The organism is Nocardia sp. NPDC052316, assembly GCF_044547795.1.
In the GTDB taxonomy this organism is placed as follows: Bacteria; Actinomycetota; Actinomycetes; order Mycobacteriales; family Mycobacteriaceae; genus Nocardia.
In genome coordinates, this window is sequence record NZ_JBIUBB010000005.1 from 706,540 (window position 1) to 723,282 (window position 16,743).

Here is a 16,743-nt window from a genome sequence, read left to right on the forward strand (position 1 = left end):
GGCGGCTCACGGTCCTCTCGATGATGACGCTGATGTTGTCGAGCTGCGGTCTGACTCCGCGCGATACCGACGAGCAGAAGATTCGATCGAGCGATCATACGCTCCAACAACTGTGTGACCATCCTAGGGCGTTCTTCGCTACCCGATACCCTGGCGCAGCTTTAGAAGTAGAGCCCGGACTGAAGAAGCCGCTGACCGACAAGATCGGCACTGGCAACGACTGCTCGTACTTCATGCGTGAACCAGAACGAGCGGACCGGCGGTACATCGGTTCGGCATTGCTATTTCGCGTCATCGATGAGGATCGCACGCTGTCCAAACCTCGGTCGACGAACGAAAACTACCCAACCAAGGATCTGGCCGTTGATGGCGTGAGCGTAAAGGTGATCACCGAGCCATTGCCCAAGGGGGCGGACCCTGCCACCACACTCTTGAGCGTCGACCTCGCCACCACAGTCGACGGCTGGGACGGCGAACTTCACTTCAGAGCAACCGAAGACCGTACGGCGCGAGATGGGCAAGCGGGCGCGCAAGTGCTGGTCGACATGGTCCGCACATTGAAGGGATGATCGCTCGCGCGACTTCCGACACCGTCGAGGCACCCTTCGTCGACGGGCGCACCCGTGCCTGCTACCTCCACAGCGCTAGCGACCCTCGCGGACAATCCGCGCAGCGCCTTGGGTGGACTGTCGATTCGTAGCGGGTTTATCCAAGCAACCTCAACCACTCCGACTGATCATGAGGATGTCGGCGCGACCCGTCGTCGAACTGAATGAAAAGCATGTGGCGGCACAGGTTTTCCTGACTGTCGCATGCGAAAGGACAGGAGTCGGTTCCGATGAACTTCTCATCCGTGGTGCAGGACCGCAGCAATCGGCTGCGCCGCCCACCTACCATGCGTTCGCTGCATCTAGGCGACATGCGCGTCACTTACGTACCAGACGGTGTAGTGGGTCTACGACCGCGCGGATGGTTCCCGGAGTCCACCGACTCCGACTGGGCCACGCACGCCCACTACCTCGATTCCGAGGGCTGCTTGGTCGCCGGCATCGGTGGATTACTGGTCGAAACCGGTGAGCACCGCGTGCTTATCGATGCGGGCCTCGGCACTGTCTCGGTGCCCGCGAATCCCGCCAACCCGTTGACCGGCGCTATGCGCGGCGGTGTGCTGGTGGACAACCTCGCCCGCCTCGGCATCCGACCGGAGCAGCTCGACTCTATCGCTATCACCCACATGCACATCGACCACCTCGGCTGGGCCCTGCACCCCGCTTTCGCGCGAACTCCGCTGCACATACCCGCTGCGGAGTGGGCATGGTGGAGTGCGCTGACTGCAGCGGAGTTCGAGGAACTGCTCGACCGCATGGCACCGTGGATGAAGGGCCGGATCGATCTCGCTCAGCTACTCGAATCACTGGGAACGCGCCTGGAAACCGTCACCGACGGAGCGCAACTCGCGCCAGGCGTCACCGCTGTCGCCACCGGCGGGCATACCGCAGGCCACACCGGATACACCTTGACCTCGCGCGGACACACGATGCGCATCTTCGGCGACGCTATGCATTCGCCCGTGCAGATCCGGCACCCCGAGTGGGTCTGCGCCGCCGATGTGGACCCGACCGGTGCCGTCGCCCAGCGTCGCCGGCTCGTCGACGAACTCGCTGCCACCGGGGACCTGGCAGTCGGCATCCACTTCGCCGACGTCGTTTTCGGCACAGTCCGCCGCCACCACGACGGCACTGCGTCGTGGGCTCCCCGCACCGAGTAGCGCCCGGCTACTACGCGCGACGACCTGCGGACTGATCCGCTGCTGGACGGATGTGCTAGCTGCGCACCCCGATTGGCACTGTCGCTATGTCCGAAATCGGGAGATCGGGCCCTTTCGGAGCGGCGGGAACGCTTGCGTTGCCGGATCGCCCTTGGTCCTGGCGCCGCGTCGATGTGATGTGATCGCGGCATGGGCTGGTAAGTGATCTGGAACTCAGCAAGTGCCGCAAATCTGTTCGCACTGCGAGCGGGCGTTCGGATGCCGTTGCGCTGCAGTAGATCTCGCCGCACCAGCCAGCGGTCGGCTGCGCTCGACCATTGTTGCGCGCTGCGCCGCCACCCGGACAATCGGAGGTGATCGAACAAGGTTGGGCAACGGCTGCCGGGGTACGGCCGTTGAATGCGGGCCCTTCCGATTCGCCGGAGCCCGAGCCCGATCGAGCAGTGGATTCCTCAGGGGAAGGATCGAACGCGATGACAGATACCCTCGTCGACTTAACGGTCGACAGCAGGCAGGTTGCGCGCCCGGCTGTCCGTCCGCAGCGGTGGAGTGGTGGCCGCTCGGACAACGCGAAGGTGTGGCGGGACGCCAAAACGGTTCTGGTGACCAGGGTTACCGGTCCGCGCCAGTTGATGACCGTGCCGCGACTGGTGATCCCGATCGGCGAGACTCAGCTCGCCTTCCGGGTGTCGTCCCAGTCCGAAGAGGCCGAACAGCTGGCGCGCGACGGGCGGGTGCTCGTCCAGCCCGGTGACCGGCGCGGCACCCCCGCGCTCGGCTCCCACCAGCGGCAAGGCCAGGCCCAGTTGGTGACCGCGGGCACCCTGCTGCCCTATGTGGAGTCGGAGATCGCCGCCAAGTACAAGTGGCGAATCCCCGTGGCGCGGTTCGCTCACCGCCTCGGCCACGGGGACGCACCCTACGCCGATGTCGTTGTCCTGGTGACCGTAGCCGAGCCGAGCCCGATCCCCATCCTGCCGCGGTGATACCGACCGCGGGGGTCGTCGGCCGGTCGCGACGTCGCATCCTGCTTCCCACGGTCGGGCGCCGAGCCCGCTGACCCACAGCATCTGCGGTTCGTTCAGCGAAACGAGCAGGTGCCAGACGTAAGGTTGCTCTGCAACGCTGGTCGGCAGCAGGGGATGAGGTTGCGCTCCGCATCGTGAATGCAAGAGCGGCACCGGGTAATCGTTGCCTCTGCGGTGCGGCCGGGCGATCGGTCGGCTCCGTTTGCGACTTCGAGCGAGGTAATCGTGGCCGTCTACAGCATCACCTTGGAGCAATTCCATATCGACACCACCCGCTCCCGCAACGACGACACCGACACGGTGGCCTTCAGCCTCAGGGCTGGAAATCGGTCCTACCCTACGCAGTCGCATTACGCGGGCGACGTCGACGACGGCGACCACGGAGTCAACCTGACCTTCCCCTCCGTGGTCGTCGCCGACGGCGCGACACCGCTCGTGTTCAACTACACGATCTACAACGGGAACACCGGCAAGCTTGCGGGCGGGCTGGCCGCGGCCAACGAGATTCTCGGCGAGCGGGCGCTGGATTTCGTCCGGCAGTCCGCACAGCCGGGCAGCGAAGTCAGCTATCCCGAGTACAGCAGCGGTGACCTGAACGGCGCGGGCATCGAATGGAAAGACGGATCCTGGTTGCAGTACATTCCGCTGGTCCGCCTCGGGTCGTTCCTGTTCCCGGACTGCGACGGGTTCGTCGCGATCGGCAGCGTCGGTAAGACGAAAGCCGGGTGGGACAGGGCCATCGATACGGCGGGCGGAACCACCTATCGCCAGACGATCCGCTACCCGGGCTCCGACTCACCCGCGGGATGCGGCAGCAACTCCGATTACACCGTGACCTGGTCGATCACCAGGCATCGTGCCGCAGGCCGCGGCGTCCGCCAATTCCTGCGCGACCACAACCTCGCTCCGGCACCGGGGCTTCGTTCGTTGACACCCGGCGAACGACTCAGTGTCCGGGAATTGTTGAACTAAGGACTAGGGCGATCCGATGGCGATCAGAGAACAATCCACCGAACCCACGACGCCGGCTGTGCTCGGCGAACACGCGGCGGGCGGCGACGCCGTCTTCGGCCACGGCGGCAGGCAGGGGCGCGGTGTCGTCGGCACCAGCGACGACCACACTGCCATCGAGGGTGCCACAGCGCAGGGGATCGGCGTCCTCGGTCACGGCGGCCCACGCGGGCGCGGCGTCGTCGGCATCGCGACCGTCGCCACTGCGGTCGAGGGTTACAGCGAGCGTGGAGCCGGGGTCTGGGGCCGCGGCACCCCGGCCGGGCACTTCGAAGGTGATGTGACCGTCACCGGAACGGTCACCGCCACCGATCTCATCCTGGCGGGCGGCGACTGCGCCGAGGATTTCGATGCGGCGGCCGGGGATCTCGCGCCCGGTAGCGTGCTCGTGATCGATCCAGCCGGCGGGTTGCGACAGAGTGATCAGCCCTACGACCGGCGGGTGGCCGGTGTCGTCTCCGGAGCAGGCAGCCTGCGGCCCGGCATCGTGCTCGACCGGGCAGGCGCGGCGGGCGAGCGCGTGACTGTCGCACTCAACGGCAAGACCTTCTGCATGGTCGACGCCGAACACGCGCCCATCGAGGTGGGTGATCTCCTCACCACCTCCGCGACGCCGGGTTGCGCGATGAAAGCCGTTGATCCGCAACGGTCATTCGGTGCTGTGATCGGCAAAGCGCTCCAGGAATGCCCGGCCGGACGAGGCCTGATTCCCATCCTCGTCGCGCTGCACTGACCACACTGCCCGCACAAGAAAAGGCCCTGATCAACAGATCAGGGCCTTTTCGTGGCGGAGGATAGGGGATTTGAACCCCTGAGGGCGTTAACCCAACCCGCGTTCCAGGCGAGCGCCATAGGCCACTAGGCGAATCCTCCGTGGAGCAGCATACCGGGTGGGGGAGGGTGGACGCCAAACGGGTCCGTTCGGAGCAGGAAAGTCCCTGTTCGGCCCGGTTCTGGGTCTGGTTCGGGTACCCGGGGGAGGGGGATCGGCGGGGGAGCGGCTACACTGGCCCACGGATCCCGCGCGGCGCGCATCCTGTGAACTCCCCCAGGGCCGGAAGGCAGCAAGGGTCAATGGGCTCTGCCGGGTGCGCGGGGTCCCCTTAAATTTTCGAGGGGCCCGCACGGACCGAAGTCCGGCTGTCGAATAACGCCTCCAAATCCGAGCAACACACGGGTAACGTGAACTATGGTCCGTCGACGCCCGATGCGCTCGATGGGCTGAACGTCCGGCCGCCGCACATCGGTCTGGCCACAACCCACGTCCCCGCTGCTTCGAAAGGCTGCCCAGGATGCCCCGGCAAACGCAGATCGGTTTGATGAGCCACGAGGAACTCGTGTCCGAACACGAGACTCAGCACGCGAACTATGCGACGCTCAAGACCGAGAAGCTCACGCTGGACCTGACGCGAGGCAAACCCTCGCCGGAACAACTCGACCTGTCCCTCGGCCTGCTCTCGCTGCCCGGTGACGGGGACTACCGCGACGGCACCGGCACCGACTGCCGCAATTACGGTGGTCAGCACGGACTTCCGGAGTTGCGCGCGATCTTCGGCGAGCTGCTCGGCATCCCGGTGGACAATCTGATCGCGGGCAACAACGCCAGCCTCGAGCTGATGCACGACGTGCTCGCCTTCGCGATGCTGTACGGCACCAACGACTCCGCGCGCCGGTGGGCCGCCGAGGAGAAGTTGAAGTTCCTGTGTCCGAGCCCCGGCTACGACCGGCACTTCTCGATCACCGAGGTGCTCGGCTTCGAGATGATCCCGGTGCCGATGCATCACGACGGCCCGGACACCCACGCCATCGCCGAGCTGGTCGCGAACGACCCGCAGATCAAGGGCATGTGGGTGGTGCCGAACTACTCGAACCCGTCCGGGGTCACCTTCTCCGAAGAGGTTGTGCGCGAACTGGTTTCGATGCCAACGGCCGCGCAGGACTACCGCCTGATCTGGGACAACGCCTACGCCGTGCACCCGCTGACCGACACCGCCGCCCCGGTGTACGACGTGCTGGGCATGGCCGCCGCGGCGGGAAACCCCAACCGCCCCTTGGTGTTCGCCTCCACCTCGAAGATCACCTTCGCCGGCTCGGGCGTCAGTTTCCTGGGTGGTTCCACCGAGAACCTGAACTGGTACCTGGGTCACGCGGGGAAGAAGAGCATCGGCCCGGACAAGATCAATCAGCTGCGTCACCTGCGTTTCTTCAAAGACGCCGACGGCGTGCGCGCGCACATGCAGAAGCACCGCGCCATCCTGGAGCCGAAATTCGCCCTGGTGCTGCGGATTCTGGAGGACCGGCTCGGTGCGTCGAAGGTCGCGTCCTGGACGGAGCCGAAGGGCGGCTACTTCATCAGCCTGGACGTTCTGGAGGGCACCGCGGGCCGGGTGATCGCGCTGGCCAAGGACGCGGGCATCGCGCTCACCGCGGCCGGTTCGGCCTTCCCGTACCGGAATGACCCGGAAGACAAGAACATCCGGATCGCACCGAGCTTCCCGAAGCTGCCCGAGCTGGAGAAGGCGATGGACGGCCTGGCCACCTGCGTGCTGCTCGCGGCCACCGAGAAGCTGCTCAACGCCTGACAACGCGACAGCGGGCGCGTACCCGAAGGTACGCGCCCGCTGTGTTGGATAAGGGTCAGTTCGGCTTGTGCGCCAGCACGGCGAACATCGTCACCGACAGGTGGATGTCGCCGCTGGCCGCGCCTGCCTCGAGGTCGTCGACCAGCTGCGCGCGCTCCTGCTCGGTGATCACCCCGCGTGCCACCGCCATCGCCGAGATGCGGGTGACCAGCGAGCCGACGCCGACGGTGCGATCCTGCACCAGCGCGTGCGAGCCGATATCGTCGATCACCAAGCCCGCCTTGGTCAGCTGGCCGGGCAGCTTGCGGCCGGAGAACGGGTTGGTGGTCGCGGAGATCAAGGTGTCGACCACCTCGCGGACCACCCGCCGCTCGCCGGGGTGCACGATCGCGGTGCCCCAGTCGCTGTCCACCACCACGACCCGGCCGCCGGGTCGCAGCACGCGCGCGATCTCGTTGGCGGCGCGGGCGGGCGCGGTCAGATGCTGAAAGACCCGCTCGCACAGCGCGGCATCGAAACTGCCCGCGCCGAACGGCAGGCCGTAGGCGTCGCCGGAGTGGAACTTGGCCGTCGAACCGGACTGTGCGGCCCGGCGTTCCGCGGAGGCGAGCAGGTTCGGGTCGGGTTCGACCCCGACCGCCACGCCGTCGGGTCCGACGACCTCGGCGAAGGCCATGACCTCCGTGCCGGTGCCGGAGCCGATGTCGACCGCGCGTTCGCCGGGGCGCAGCGCGAGCGCGTCGTGCGCCCAGTCCCGCAACCTGCGGATACCGGGCAGCGCGGCCTGTAAGTCGCGCACGTCGACGAGTTGATCCTGACCTGCTCGATCGAACCGATCGGGGCGCAAAGTGTAGGTGTCCATGGGCCCGTGTCCATCCCTAGCCGTGGCCACCTCGTGGGGTGCCGATGTAGGTACTGCCGTCTGCTGAGGCATGCGCAGGAGCCTACGCGCGGCGTCATAGCCACGCACGTCAGGTCTGTGAGGCCGGTCACCGCGGTGGGCGGCAGGTCAGGAGGCGAGCGTGTAAGCGGTAGCGGCCAGTGCCGCGCCGAGCAGCGCACCGACGACCACCTGACCGCGGGTGTGATCGCCGAGCCAGACGCGCGACCAGCCGATCACACCGGTCAGCGGCAGCGCGAGCAGGAACCACGGGGAAGCGATGATCGCCAGCAGCACCGTGGTGCCCGCGCCGACGGCCGTGTGCACGCTGACCTTCCAACCACCGAGCATGGTGACGATGCCGATCCCGATCAGCACGACCAGCGCGGCGACCGTCCAGGCGATCAGCTCACGCGGCGCGCCCCGCACGATCTCGACGATGAGCCCGACGCACACGATCGCCAGAATCGCCGGAATCACCCAGTGGCGGTCACCGATCTCGGTCACGTGATGGTCGCTGGCGATACCGCGCCGTACTCCCAGCAGAATGACCATCATCGGAATCACCCCCGAGATCGTCGCGACGAACAGTCCCCAGCCGGGCGCGTCCACCAAGAATCCGGCGAGCACCGACGTGCCGATATTGATCATCCACGGTGCCCCGAGCTCGGTGATCACCCGCGCGGCCCGCGCCTGCGCCACAGCTGTCTCCGTCACGCCACAACCTCTCGTTGCCTTTTCCGATATGCCTGCGCCAACATGACGGCCCAGCGGCGGTCCAGGCCCGCCGCCAGCGCCGCCGATCGGACGCTCTCCCCGTTCAGCGCCGCCGAGCGGTGGCCGCCGATCAACCAATCCGCCACCGCCGCAGCCACTTCCCGCTGCTCGGTGACCGGGCCGTCCGATCCCGCCGGTCTGCTCGATCTCCAGGCTCAGCGCGTCGAGCAGCTCGGTCACCCGGTCGCTGGCCTTCTCGTCGGCGCTGCTGCCCCGGCGAGACGGGCGACGGACACCGGGCCAACGCCCGACCAGCTCGTCGTACATCGGCCCGATCGCGCGCAGTACGCGCCGTGCCCGCGCCCAGGACACGACGGGCGACAGCATCATGCCGACGAAGATCACCAGCACCCCGGCTGCGGAGACCGCACGGGTCACCTCGAACACCGCGGGCCTCGGCGCGGCCCCGCCGTAGCGCACCGCCACGAAATACCCCAGCCGGAGCCACGCCCAGACGGTCGCCGCCGCCAGACCCGCCGACAGCAGCGCGAGACTCCAGCCCGTCACCGTCCGCAGATCCGCGGGGCGGGCCGCCATCACCATCAGCGCCGGGCACAGCAGGGCTGGAAACAACGCACCCGCTATCCCCGCCTCGGCATAGCCGGGCAGGTGACTGTAGGACTGGTCGAACTCGAACCCGCCGGCCGCCTGCGGCACCGGCGGCGTGCCGACGAAGATCGCCAACGCGACCACCGACCCGGCCACCGCGATCGCGGCGAGGATGCGCACGCCGCGGGCGAGCCGCGCCGGGTCGATCGTCACGGCCAGGGTGAGCGCGCCGGTCGATGCCGCGATCAGGTTGAACAGCACCATGCGCAGCCCGGTCGAGAAGTTCGGCATCGGCGCGACGACCTGCAGAAGACGTTCTGCCGCAGGGATATTCAGACTCAGATGCACGGCGACAACACCCAGCGCCACGGTGATACAACCCAGCACCCAGCCGCGCGACCACCACCAGCGCCACGCCCGGGTCAGCACCGCCACCCACATCAGCGGCGCCAGCACCATCGCGATCATCCGAGCGCCTCACCCCAGCGCGACCGCAGTCGCGGCTCCCGGCCGCCGCCGCTGCGCAGCCGATTCAGCAGCAGGCTGGCGAATTGTTCCGCGGCCAGCTCCTCCGCGGCGGCGGCCGCGTCCGCGCAGTCCCGGCGCAGGATCAGTGCCGCCAGGTCGTGCATGTCCGTCGGCAGCACCGCCTGCGCCACCTCCAGCACCGGTCGACCCTGATGACCGAGCACGATGTGGCCCAGCTCGTGCGCGATGGTCCGGTCCCTGGTCTGCGTCCAGGACGCGTAGGACACCTCGTCTCGGTCGGCGAAGCGGATCCAATGCCCGAACACCCCGGCAGGCATGTGCGGATCCTCGATCACCGTCAACGGGCGGCCCCGATCGCGCGATACCGCTTGCAGGAGTCCGTCGAGGGACAGCGACTCCTCGGCGGTCGCCATGGCGAAGACGCGATCGACCGCGGGACCGACCGCATACCCCCCTTGCATGCCGCCATCCAACCACGCGACGTCGCGCCACGCCCAGCCGCCGCAGCACCTGCTTGAACAGCTCACCGTGCCGCCACGACGCGGCCGAACATGCGATGACCAGGACGCCATCATGGCGTGTTGACAAGTGAGATGATCGAATCCGTCCAAGCATGTTTTGTCACGGTGGGAAGGAATGGCGATGAGTCGCAAGCTTTGCCTGGCGCAAGACGTCGAGGCGGACGAGCTATTGACCGAGGACCACTTCGCCACCCTGCTCGGCATGCTGCTCGACCAGCAGTACCCGATGGAGCAAGCCTTCCGCGGCCCGAAGAAGATCGCCGACCGCATGGGTGGCTTCGATATCCACCGCATCGCCGAGGCGGACCCGCAAGAATTCGAAGACCTCTGCGCCACCCCGCCCGCCATCCACCGCTACGGCCGCTCGATGGCCCGGCGCGCTCAGGAACTCGCCCGCTACATCATCGAGAACTACGACGGCAAAACCGAAAACCTGTGGAAGCAGGACAAACCCGATGGAAAAGAAGTTCTGCGCCGATTGAAGGCCCTGCCCGGCTTCGGCGAACAGAAAGCCAAGATCTTTCTGTCGCTGCTCGGTAAACAGCGCGGTGTGCAACCCGCGGGGTGGCGTGAGGTCGCGGGCGCCTACGGCGACGAAGGCTCGCGCCGCTCCGTCGCCGACGTGACCGACGCCGAATCGCTGGCGCAGGTGCGGGAATTCAAGAAGCAGGCGAAGGCGGCGGCGAAGAAAAGCTGACGGACTCCGCCGAAGTGGCGGGGGACTGGCAGCGGGTTGGCGTTGTTGCGGACGGCTCCTTACCGGATGGTTGTTTCGGAAGGGAGTGGTCTGATGAGGCGACGTCCAGCGGCAGTCGGGTATCTGCGTCGAGATGTTTCCGGGGCGCGGCAGCAGTGGGATGAGGTACTGATCCGGAGTTTGGCCCAGCGGTTCGGGTACGACCTAGCCAAGACGGTGGTGTTCGGCGCCGAGACCGAGGACGTCATCGGCAGGCTGACGACCGTGGCCCAGCGGCTCGAGACGGACGCCGTGATAGTGCCGAGCACAGCGCATTTCGGCGGGGATGTGCCGGACGAGCTGGTGCAGGTGTGCGATGTGATCACCGTGTCGCCGGAGAACACCTACGCGCGCCGGGCAACCTCCCCTTTTGCCGACGGGGCGTGAAGCCGCCCGCCCCGTTGAACCTCGCGGAATTGACTGGCGCCGCACACATTCGACGACTTGTGCGCCGGTGTGTGCAACGGACCGACAGCGTGCGCAGGCGGCTGGGGTCGGTCGGGAAGTTCCGTCCGGCGCCCCCGGCCGGACTGTGCGACAGACCCTAGCTCACGGCGCCGGATGGGGCCGTGAAGGTGTTGCACTGAGCGGCACGGTTCTTGTCCAAGCCGATTTCGAACCACTGGCCGCCGTTCTCGGAGGTGCCGTGGTCGCGCATGTCACCCGCCTGGTCGCCGCGACCGTAGGCGTCCTTGCGGGCGAGGTTGAGTTGCGAGTCGGAGAGTGAGCCGCCGCCTGAGGCGGAGTTGAGGTACATGCCGTCGAAACAGTTGGCCTGCAACTCGACTCGGCGGGACAGCTCGAGGCCGCGGGAGCTGCGTGGGCCCGCGTCGGCCCGGTCGCTGTTGGCCTTGCGCAGGATGCCGGACATGGCCTGGATGTGATGGCCGTACTCGTGGGCGAAGACGGACAGGTACACCACCCAGTTGTCTTTGAAGAAGTCGGTCTGCAACTGGCTGATCGGCATGTAGATGGTTTTGTTCGCCGGGCAGTAGAAGGCGGCGAAGTTACTGGTGGAGCCGGTGCACGGGGTGGTGATGCCGGTGGTGGTCGCGCTGATGTTGAGCGCGGGCTTCTGGAACGGCAGATTCGCCTTCTGCAGCACCGGTTTCCAAGCCGCCTCGAGGCAGTCCGCGGCGCTCTCGAAGAACTTCCGTGCGGCATCCACCTGAGTACCCCACGGGGAGTACGCGCAGCGCGCGGGAATGAGCGTTGCGTTCGGGTCGGCGAGGAGCGGGTTGGCGCCGGTCTCGGCGGGACCCGTCTTGCCGTCGGGGGCGAAGGTGAGGCTGGGCGCGGGGCCGGTGGCGTCGGCGTCGCCATTACCGGTTGTTATCGCGTTGCGGACCAGGCCGCCGGCGACCAGGAACACGACGACGACCAGGACGGCGATCCAGCCGCCGCCACCGGACCTGCGGCGTGGCTGGTGTGGGGGGCGTCCGGGTGGGCCGTACGGCATCGGCGGGGGTGCGCGATGGCCGGGCGGAGGGCCGTAGCCGGGCGAATAGCCAGGTGGCGGACCGTATCCCGGCTGTTGGCTGTAATTCGGTTGCTGGCCGTAGCCGGAGGGTTGGGGATAACCCGGTTGGCCGTAGCCAGGAGGCTGGCCGTATCCGGGTTGTTGACCGTAACCGGGCTGTTGGCCGTATCCCGGTTGTTGGCTCGGCTGTTGGCCGTATCCCGGTTGTTGGCTCGGCTGTTGGCCGTATCCGGGTTGATGATTGGGCGGCTGGCCGTAACCAGGCTGGCCTTGCCCTGGTTGCTGGCCATAGCCGGGTTGTTGGCCGTAACCCGGCTGCTGACCATGCGCCTGCGCGCCGTGCGCCAGCGGCTGACCTTGTGCCGCCTCCCCGTGACCCTGCTGGCCGTGCGCCAGCGGCTGAGCTTGTGCTGGCTGCTGCCCGTGACCCTGCTGGCCGTGCGCCGTTGGCTGACCTGGCGGGGGTACGTACCCCTGGCCGGCCGGCTGTCCGTATCCGGGCGAAGGTGGAACAGCTCGCCCACCAGGCGGAACCGGTCCGTTTCCGTACGGTGGTTGTGTCACGCCCCCGTACCCCCTCGTCTCCATGATCACCGACAGCCGATGACGCAGAATAGCAAGCTGTCTAAAGTAGGCAGCCATGCTGACTTTTCGGTGGGGCGCCCTGGGCGCGCTGCTGCTCGCCACCGCGGGATTACTCGCGACCGCCCCGATTGCCCACACCCAGCCCGCACCGACCGGTGTGTCCATCATCGCCGATCTGAAGCTCAGCCGCGAGGGTGTGCTCGAGGTGGTCGAGCAGGTGACGGTGCCGCAGGACAGCACCTTCCGGATGTCGCTGCCGTTGCGGGTGCAGGTGCGCGACGACGTCGAGCGTCATTTCAAGGTCACCGATGTGGACACCAAGGGCGCGGGCACCGCGACGGTGGCGAACGATCAGTTCACCATCGAGGCGAAGCCGGGTGAGTCGACCTTCACCTACTCGGTACACAATCTCGTCAGCGATGCGCCCGGCAGCCAGGTGTTCAACTGGCTCGGCGTGATGGGCACCGATATCGCCTCGATCAGCGCCACCTTGATCAGCCCGAGCTTCGAAATGGGCATCGTGGACTGCAAACTCGGCCAGCCCGGCAACACCAGGCCGTGCGCCGACGTGAAGACCGAGGTCGACGGCGTGCTCCATCTGGAGCAGACCGATCTGAAGAAGGGCGAGGCGATCGACCTCACCCTGCAACTGCCGCCGGGCAGTGTGCCGAGCAACGCCGACGTGCGCGATACCAGCGACTCCGGACCGTTCGCGATCACCACGCCGGTGCTCGTCGCGTTCGGCGTGCTGTTGCTGGCGTTGGCCGGGATGGCCGCCTTCGTACTTCGTGCGCGGCGCGAGAACACCGCTGCGGGAACGGGTTCGGAGACGCTCGACCCGCTGGTACGCGACGGCGAACGCGTGCAGTTCACCTCGCCGGACGGTGTACTGCCCGGCGAGGCGGGGCTGCTGCTCGACGAGCATGTCGACCCGGTCGATATCGCCGCCACGGTGGTGGATCTCGCGGTGCGCCGCTACATCTGGATCACGCCGCTCGGTGAGACGGATTGGCGGATCACCCGGGTCAACGCCCCCGACGACCAGTTGCGCGCGTATGAGAAGGCCGTCTACGCAGCGCTGCTGCCCGACGGCACCGACGCGGTCACCATCACCGAACTGCGCGCGCCAGGCCGGGTGCAGTCCGGACCGGTGCGCGCCGCCCTCGTCGCCGACGCGGTCACCCGCGGCACCTTCAGCAATCGCCGTGGACTCGGTCCGGCGACCTGGCTGGGTGGTGCGTTGCTCGTCGGCGGTATCGGCGCGACGATCGCGCTAGCGTTGACCTCGGGGCACGCGCTGGTCGGCGTCGCGATCGCGCTCGCCGGTGTCGCCACCTTGCTGTTGCCGAAGTACCTGCCGGTGCGGACCGCGCACGGTCTCACCTTGACCAGACAGATCCGCGCACTCCAGCGCGGCCTGGAATCGACCAGGCGCGAACAGGTTCCGCCCCTCGACCAGGAGACCGTGTTCTCCCGTGCGCTGCCCTTCATGGTGATCGGCGGCCGCGCCGACAACTGGATCCGCGCCTTCCGCGACCTGAACCCCTCCGCCGATTCTCAACCCGGCCTCTACTGGTTCGGCAGCTTCGACCGCGACCGCAACCTTCAGCGCTTCGCAGGCCACTTCCCGTTTTTCATCACGGCATTGGAAGGACTGTTCGCGACGGCGGGCGACCCGCATCGGTAGCGGATGGTCGCGCCCCCGTTGCGATGCATGGTGCCCGCTCCGACCACGGGCCTACTCGTCCGACCCGGAGCGGGTGCATGGCGGCGTACTCGGGTTGTGCTCCGCTAGTGATGCGAGGCGGCCTGCGCGCCCACTATTGGTGCAAGAGAACCCAATTCGCCCGGGTCGGCCTGAAAAGTGTCCACTCAGGCCGACCCTGGGGCTTATCGTTCAGTCGCCGAGGGTCGTCCGGCGGATGGCGGCGAGCGGGTCCGCGTAGAGCACGCTCAGTGAGGTGACCACTGCGGCGAATTCCTGCACCTTGCCGCCGAATCCGCTGATCCGGATGTCGGTGGGCGGGAGGGTGGAGCCCTGGTTGAAGGCGCGGGCCACGTGGGCGACGGCGGGGCGATAGCCGGTGAAGGCTTGACCGCCGAGGATCACCCGGTCGGGGTTGAGCATGTCCCGGACCATGGCCACGGTGTTGCCGAGGATGGTGGCGCGCTCGGCGAGCAGTTCCCTGGCCGGTTCCGAACCGGACTCGGCCGCGCGGTACAGGTCGACGATGGTCGAGCCCGCGCTGCCCTGGTACGCCGGAATGATGCCGCGCCCGACGGCCCGCGAATGCAGCGAACGGTCGCCGACGGTCACCTCGAGGCAACCCCGCCTGCCGCAGGGGCATTCGACATCGGAGCCGGTCGGCAAGTGCGCGATCGAGCCGGGCCCGTTGCTCGGCGTATGCACGCGGCCATCCAAAGTCACTGCGACACCGGCGGTTTCGCGGACGTAGAAGTACAGGCTGCTGCCGCGCTCTGGGCCGGCGATGCGTCCGTTGGCGGTGTCGCGCGCTTCGATGGTCGGCAGCAACAACTCCGAGGCCGCCATCGCCTCGACGTGCGGGGCCACCGAGATGGGCAGCTCGAGCACCTCGCCGAGCACGGCACCGATCTGCGCGCCCTGCCAGTCGAGCTTAGGATGGTCTACCACGCCGGTGAGCGGATCGACCCGGCCGCCGATGGCGACGCCCGCCCACAGCGGCTTGCGCCGATGCCAGCGCTGCAGGAACGCCTTGGCGCTGCGTGCGACGGTGGTGGTGGCGAATTCCTGGCCGGTCTGGGGGGTGGCGATGGCCAGGCCGCCGAGGATGCGGCCGCGCAGGTCGGCCGCGACGATCTTGGTGACCGCGGCGCCGATATGGATGCCGAGGGTCAGGTACGCCTCGTGGTCGATCTCGAAGGGCACCCGCGGTCGTCCGACCGCACCGGAGGCCGTCAGGTCGGGCCGTTCGCGCAGCAGGCCGGTGGCGAGCAGCGCGGACACCTGACGGTTGACCGTCGCGATACTCAAACCTGTTGCGCGCGCGGCATTGTCGCGCGAGATCGGGCCGCCGGTGGCGGAGCGGAGCACCGCGGCCGCCGGGTTGTCGGCGATGCGCAGTTCCGGGGCGATCACGGGGCGCTGGACGCGAACACGGCCGCCGCTGACCCTGGCGACGGATCGATCGAGGGTAGGGAGGGACATAGTGCAGATTCCTTGCCGAGGTCCCGCGACTGGCGGGACGTGCCTACATGGGCGACTAGGCAGCAAACGAGCCGGAAAAGCAGCTCAGCTGCAGCAAGGGCGACAACACAGTTCGCGGGTCAATGGCAGCCGCAGACCCAGCGCAGCGGTCACATAGGTGACGCGCAGGGCGCTCGATCGATTGGCAGACATGTAGATGAAATTAACACCGCTGCCCACGACTCACCAAGCCTCAATCCGCCGCTGTGTTATCGCACACACCGTTTTCGCAGGTCGAGAGGGAGCTGAGGCGGCTGTCACGGACAAAGGGAAGGTCCCGCCCAGCGAGCGGATGCTGGGCGGGACCTAGTCGCGGCAGTGGCGACCGCGAGCTACTTGGGCGGGGTGAACGGCTGGTTGATCGTGGTGAAGTACTGGATCGCCGCACCGATCGCGACCGGGGCGGTGATGAAGATCTGACCTGCGACCGTGCCGAGGGCGCCGACGGCGATGATGCCGCCGAGGCAGCCGATGGCGGCGGCGGGCAGGAACGGGCCGAACAGGCCGATGATGGTGGCCGAGGCGGCGGTGGCGCCGAGAATGCCGCCGAGCACGCAGCCGACGGCCGCGCCGCCGAGCCCGCCGACCAGGGTGCCGATGGTCGCGCCCGCACTGATCGTGCTGGTCAGCCGGCTCCACGCGGCCTGCTCACGGTCGTACTCGGACTTCCACGGCGCCTTGTCCTCGAACGGCAAAGCGACCGGCTTGTAGGTGGCGTGCTGCTCATCGATCTGCGGGGTGAGCGTGGCGGTGCGCTGGGAAATCTGGGCGGCGATCGGGAATTCGAAGTCGTCGATGCGCAGCCGCAACGGCGTCGCGGCGATCACGGTGCCGTCGGCGGATTTGATCTTGAAGGCGTCGTCCTCGACGACAAGCGACCCGGCATCGGTGGTGATGACCGATGACTTGTCGGTGGCGCGCGCGGTGAAGTTCACCGGGCCCTCGGTGGTCGGTGGTGCGGCGACAGCAGTGCCTGCGGCGACTCCGGTCGCCATGGTCACCAGCGCCGCGACCACGGCGAGCTTGCTCATCCTCATGTACTGCGATCCCTCGGTTAGACGGTGCTGTCGAGGCAAAGCATCGAGGAGAAAGCCCAGCGGAACGAGGGAAA

Annotated in this window: 15 protein-coding genes, 1 tRNA gene and 1 other RNA gene; 10 read left to right on the top strand and 7 right to left on the bottom strand. The window is 67.6% G+C overall.

Going from position 1 to position 16,743, the window contains the following annotated elements; all coding sequences use genetic code 11:
- The first annotated feature begins 20 nt into the window (after positions 1-20).
- From ACIHA7_RS26795 to ACIHA7_RS26815, 5 genes are all read left to right on the top strand, one after another.
- A complete protein-coding gene (locus ACIHA7_RS26795) occupies positions 21-569 on the top strand; it encodes a hypothetical protein (protein WP_397293677.1) in 549 nt (182 codons plus the stop codon).
- Between the two features lie 269 nt (positions 570-838).
- On the top strand, positions 839-1,768 hold the full coding sequence (locus ACIHA7_RS26800; RefSeq protein WP_397293678.1) for an MBL fold metallo-hydrolase: 930 nt from the start codon (positions 839-841) through the stop codon (positions 1,766-1,768).
- 473 nt (positions 1,769-2,241) lie between these two features.
- Positions 2,242-2,754, top strand: coding sequence for a hypothetical protein (locus ACIHA7_RS26805; RefSeq protein ID WP_397293679.1), 513 nt, complete (start codon positions 2,242-2,244; stop codon positions 2,752-2,754).
- Between the two features lie 267 nt (positions 2,755-3,021).
- Positions 3,022-3,768, top strand: a complete 747-nt coding sequence (locus ACIHA7_RS26810; RefSeq protein ID WP_397293680.1) for a hypothetical protein — start codon at positions 3,022-3,024, stop codon at positions 3,766-3,768.
- A gap of 16 nt (positions 3,769-3,784) precedes the next feature.
- Complete coding sequence (locus ACIHA7_RS26815) at positions 3,785-4,540, top strand: hypothetical protein (protein ID WP_397293681.1); 756 nt, start codon at positions 3,785-3,787, stop codon at positions 4,538-4,540.
- Between the two features lie 52 nt (positions 4,541-4,592).
- On the opposite strand, the gene ACIHA7_RS26820 is transcribed toward ACIHA7_RS26815, so the two are convergent.
- Positions 4,593-4,680 (bottom strand) — tRNA-Ser (locus tag ACIHA7_RS26820).
- 139 nt (positions 4,681-4,819) lie between these two features.
- Between ACIHA7_RS26820 and ffs the strand changes: the two genes are divergently transcribed.
- An RNA gene (gene ffs, locus ACIHA7_RS26825) (signal recognition particle sRNA small type) lies at positions 4,820-4,914 on the top strand.
- Between the two features lie 185 nt (positions 4,915-5,099).
- Positions 5,100-6,389 (top strand): aminotransferase class I/II-fold pyridoxal phosphate-dependent enzyme, encoded by a 1,290-nt coding sequence (locus tag ACIHA7_RS26830; protein WP_397293682.1) that lies wholly within the window; start codon positions 5,100-5,102, stop codon positions 6,387-6,389.
- Positions 6,390-6,444: 55 nt separating this feature from the next.
- Here the strand turns inward: ACIHA7_RS26830 and ACIHA7_RS26835 are convergent, their stop codons facing one another.
- From ACIHA7_RS26835 to ACIHA7_RS26845, 3 genes are all read right to left on the bottom strand, one after another.
- Positions 6,445-7,251, bottom strand: a complete 807-nt coding sequence (locus tag ACIHA7_RS26835) for a methyltransferase domain-containing protein (protein ID WP_397293683.1) — start codon at positions 7,249-7,251, stop codon at positions 6,445-6,447.
- 147 nt (positions 7,252-7,398) lie between these two features.
- Positions 7,399-9,063 (bottom strand): phosphatase PAP2 family protein, encoded by a 1,665-nt coding sequence (locus tag ACIHA7_RS26840; RefSeq protein WP_397293684.1) that lies wholly within the window; start codon positions 9,061-9,063, stop codon positions 7,399-7,401.
- A complete protein-coding gene (locus ACIHA7_RS26845) occupies positions 9,060-9,545 on the bottom strand; it encodes a hypothetical protein (RefSeq protein WP_397293685.1) in 486 nt (161 codons plus the stop codon). The genes ACIHA7_RS26840 and ACIHA7_RS26845 overlap by 4 nt, the downstream gene beginning before the upstream one ends.
- A gap of 181 nt (positions 9,546-9,726) precedes the next feature.
- Between ACIHA7_RS26845 and ACIHA7_RS26850 the strand changes: the two genes are divergently transcribed.
- Together ACIHA7_RS26850 and ACIHA7_RS26855 are read left to right on the top strand one after the other, a co-directional pair.
- Complete coding sequence (locus tag ACIHA7_RS26850; RefSeq protein WP_397293686.1) at positions 9,727-10,302, top strand: HhH-GPD-type base excision DNA repair protein; 576 nt, start codon at positions 9,727-9,729, stop codon at positions 10,300-10,302.
- 93 nt (positions 10,303-10,395) lie between these two features.
- A complete protein-coding gene (locus ACIHA7_RS26855) occupies positions 10,396-10,728 on the top strand; it encodes a hypothetical protein (protein ID WP_397293687.1) in 333 nt (110 codons plus the stop codon).
- 157 nt (positions 10,729-10,885) lie between these two features.
- Here ACIHA7_RS26855 and ACIHA7_RS26860 read toward each other — a convergent pair whose 3' ends face one another.
- A complete protein-coding gene (locus ACIHA7_RS26860) occupies positions 10,886-11,800 on the bottom strand; it encodes a neutral zinc metallopeptidase (RefSeq protein ID WP_397293688.1) in 915 nt (304 codons plus the stop codon).
- 661 nt (positions 11,801-12,461) lie between these two features.
- On the opposite strand from ACIHA7_RS26860, the gene ACIHA7_RS26865 reads away from it, so the two are divergent.
- Positions 12,462-14,093 (top strand): DUF2207 family protein, encoded by a 1,632-nt coding sequence (locus ACIHA7_RS26865; RefSeq protein WP_397293689.1) that lies wholly within the window; start codon positions 12,462-12,464, stop codon positions 14,091-14,093.
- Positions 14,094-14,303: 210 nt separating this feature from the next.
- Here ACIHA7_RS26865 and ACIHA7_RS26870 read toward each other — a convergent pair whose 3' ends face one another.
- Positions 14,304-15,593, bottom strand: a complete 1,290-nt coding sequence (locus tag ACIHA7_RS26870; RefSeq protein WP_397293690.1) for an ROK family protein — start codon at positions 15,591-15,593, stop codon at positions 14,304-14,306.
- 371 nt (positions 15,594-15,964) lie between these two features.
- On the bottom strand, positions 15,965-16,669 hold the full coding sequence (locus ACIHA7_RS26875) for a hypothetical protein (RefSeq protein WP_397293691.1): 705 nt from the start codon (positions 16,667-16,669) through the stop codon (positions 15,965-15,967).
- Between the last annotated feature and the right edge of the window lie 74 nt (positions 16,670-16,743).

Excerpts from the sequence above, each read along its gene's own strand:
- ACIHA7_RS26795 (WP_397293677.1), top strand. The coding sequence starts at position 21 with ATGATGACGCTGATGTTGTCGAGCTGCGGTCTGACTCCGCGCGATACC.
- ACIHA7_RS26800 (WP_397293678.1), top strand. The coding sequence starts at position 839 with ATGAACTTCTCATCCGTGGTGCAGGACCGCAGCAATCGGCTGCGCCGC.
- ACIHA7_RS26805 (WP_397293679.1), top strand. The coding sequence starts at position 2,242 with ATGACAGATACCCTCGTCGACTTAACGGTCGACAGCAGGCAGGTTGCG.
- ACIHA7_RS26815 (WP_397293681.1), top strand. The coding sequence starts at position 3,785 with ATGGCGATCAGAGAACAATCCACCGAACCCACGACGCCGGCTGTGCTC.
- ACIHA7_RS26830 (WP_397293682.1), top strand. The coding sequence starts at position 5,100 with ATGCCCCGGCAAACGCAGATCGGTTTGATGAGCCACGAGGAACTCGTG.
- ACIHA7_RS26835 (WP_397293683.1), bottom strand. The coding sequence starts at position 7,251 with ATGGACACCTACACTTTGCGCCCCGATCGGTTCGATCGAGCAGGTCAG.
- ACIHA7_RS26840 (WP_397293684.1), bottom strand. The coding sequence starts at position 9,063 with ATGATCGCGATGGTGCTGGCGCCGCTGATGTGGGTGGCGGTGCTGACC.
- ACIHA7_RS26845 (WP_397293685.1), bottom strand. The coding sequence starts at position 9,545 with ATGCAAGGGGGGTATGCGGTCGGTCCCGCGGTCGATCGCGTCTTCGCC.
- ACIHA7_RS26850 (WP_397293686.1), top strand. The coding sequence starts at position 9,727 with ATGAGTCGCAAGCTTTGCCTGGCGCAAGACGTCGAGGCGGACGAGCTA.
- ACIHA7_RS26855 (WP_397293687.1), top strand. The coding sequence starts at position 10,396 with ATGAGGCGACGTCCAGCGGCAGTCGGGTATCTGCGTCGAGATGTTTCC.
- ACIHA7_RS26860 (WP_397293688.1), bottom strand. The coding sequence starts at position 11,800 with ATGCCGTACGGCCCACCCGGACGCCCCCCACACCAGCCACGCCGCAGG.
- ACIHA7_RS26865 (WP_397293689.1), top strand. The coding sequence starts at position 12,462 with ATGCTGACTTTTCGGTGGGGCGCCCTGGGCGCGCTGCTGCTCGCCACC.
- ACIHA7_RS26870 (WP_397293690.1), bottom strand. The coding sequence starts at position 15,593 with ATGTCCCTCCCTACCCTCGATCGATCCGTCGCCAGGGTCAGCGGCGGC.
- ACIHA7_RS26875 (WP_397293691.1), bottom strand. The coding sequence starts at position 16,669 with ATGAGGATGAGCAAGCTCGCCGTGGTCGCGGCGCTGGTGACCATGGCG.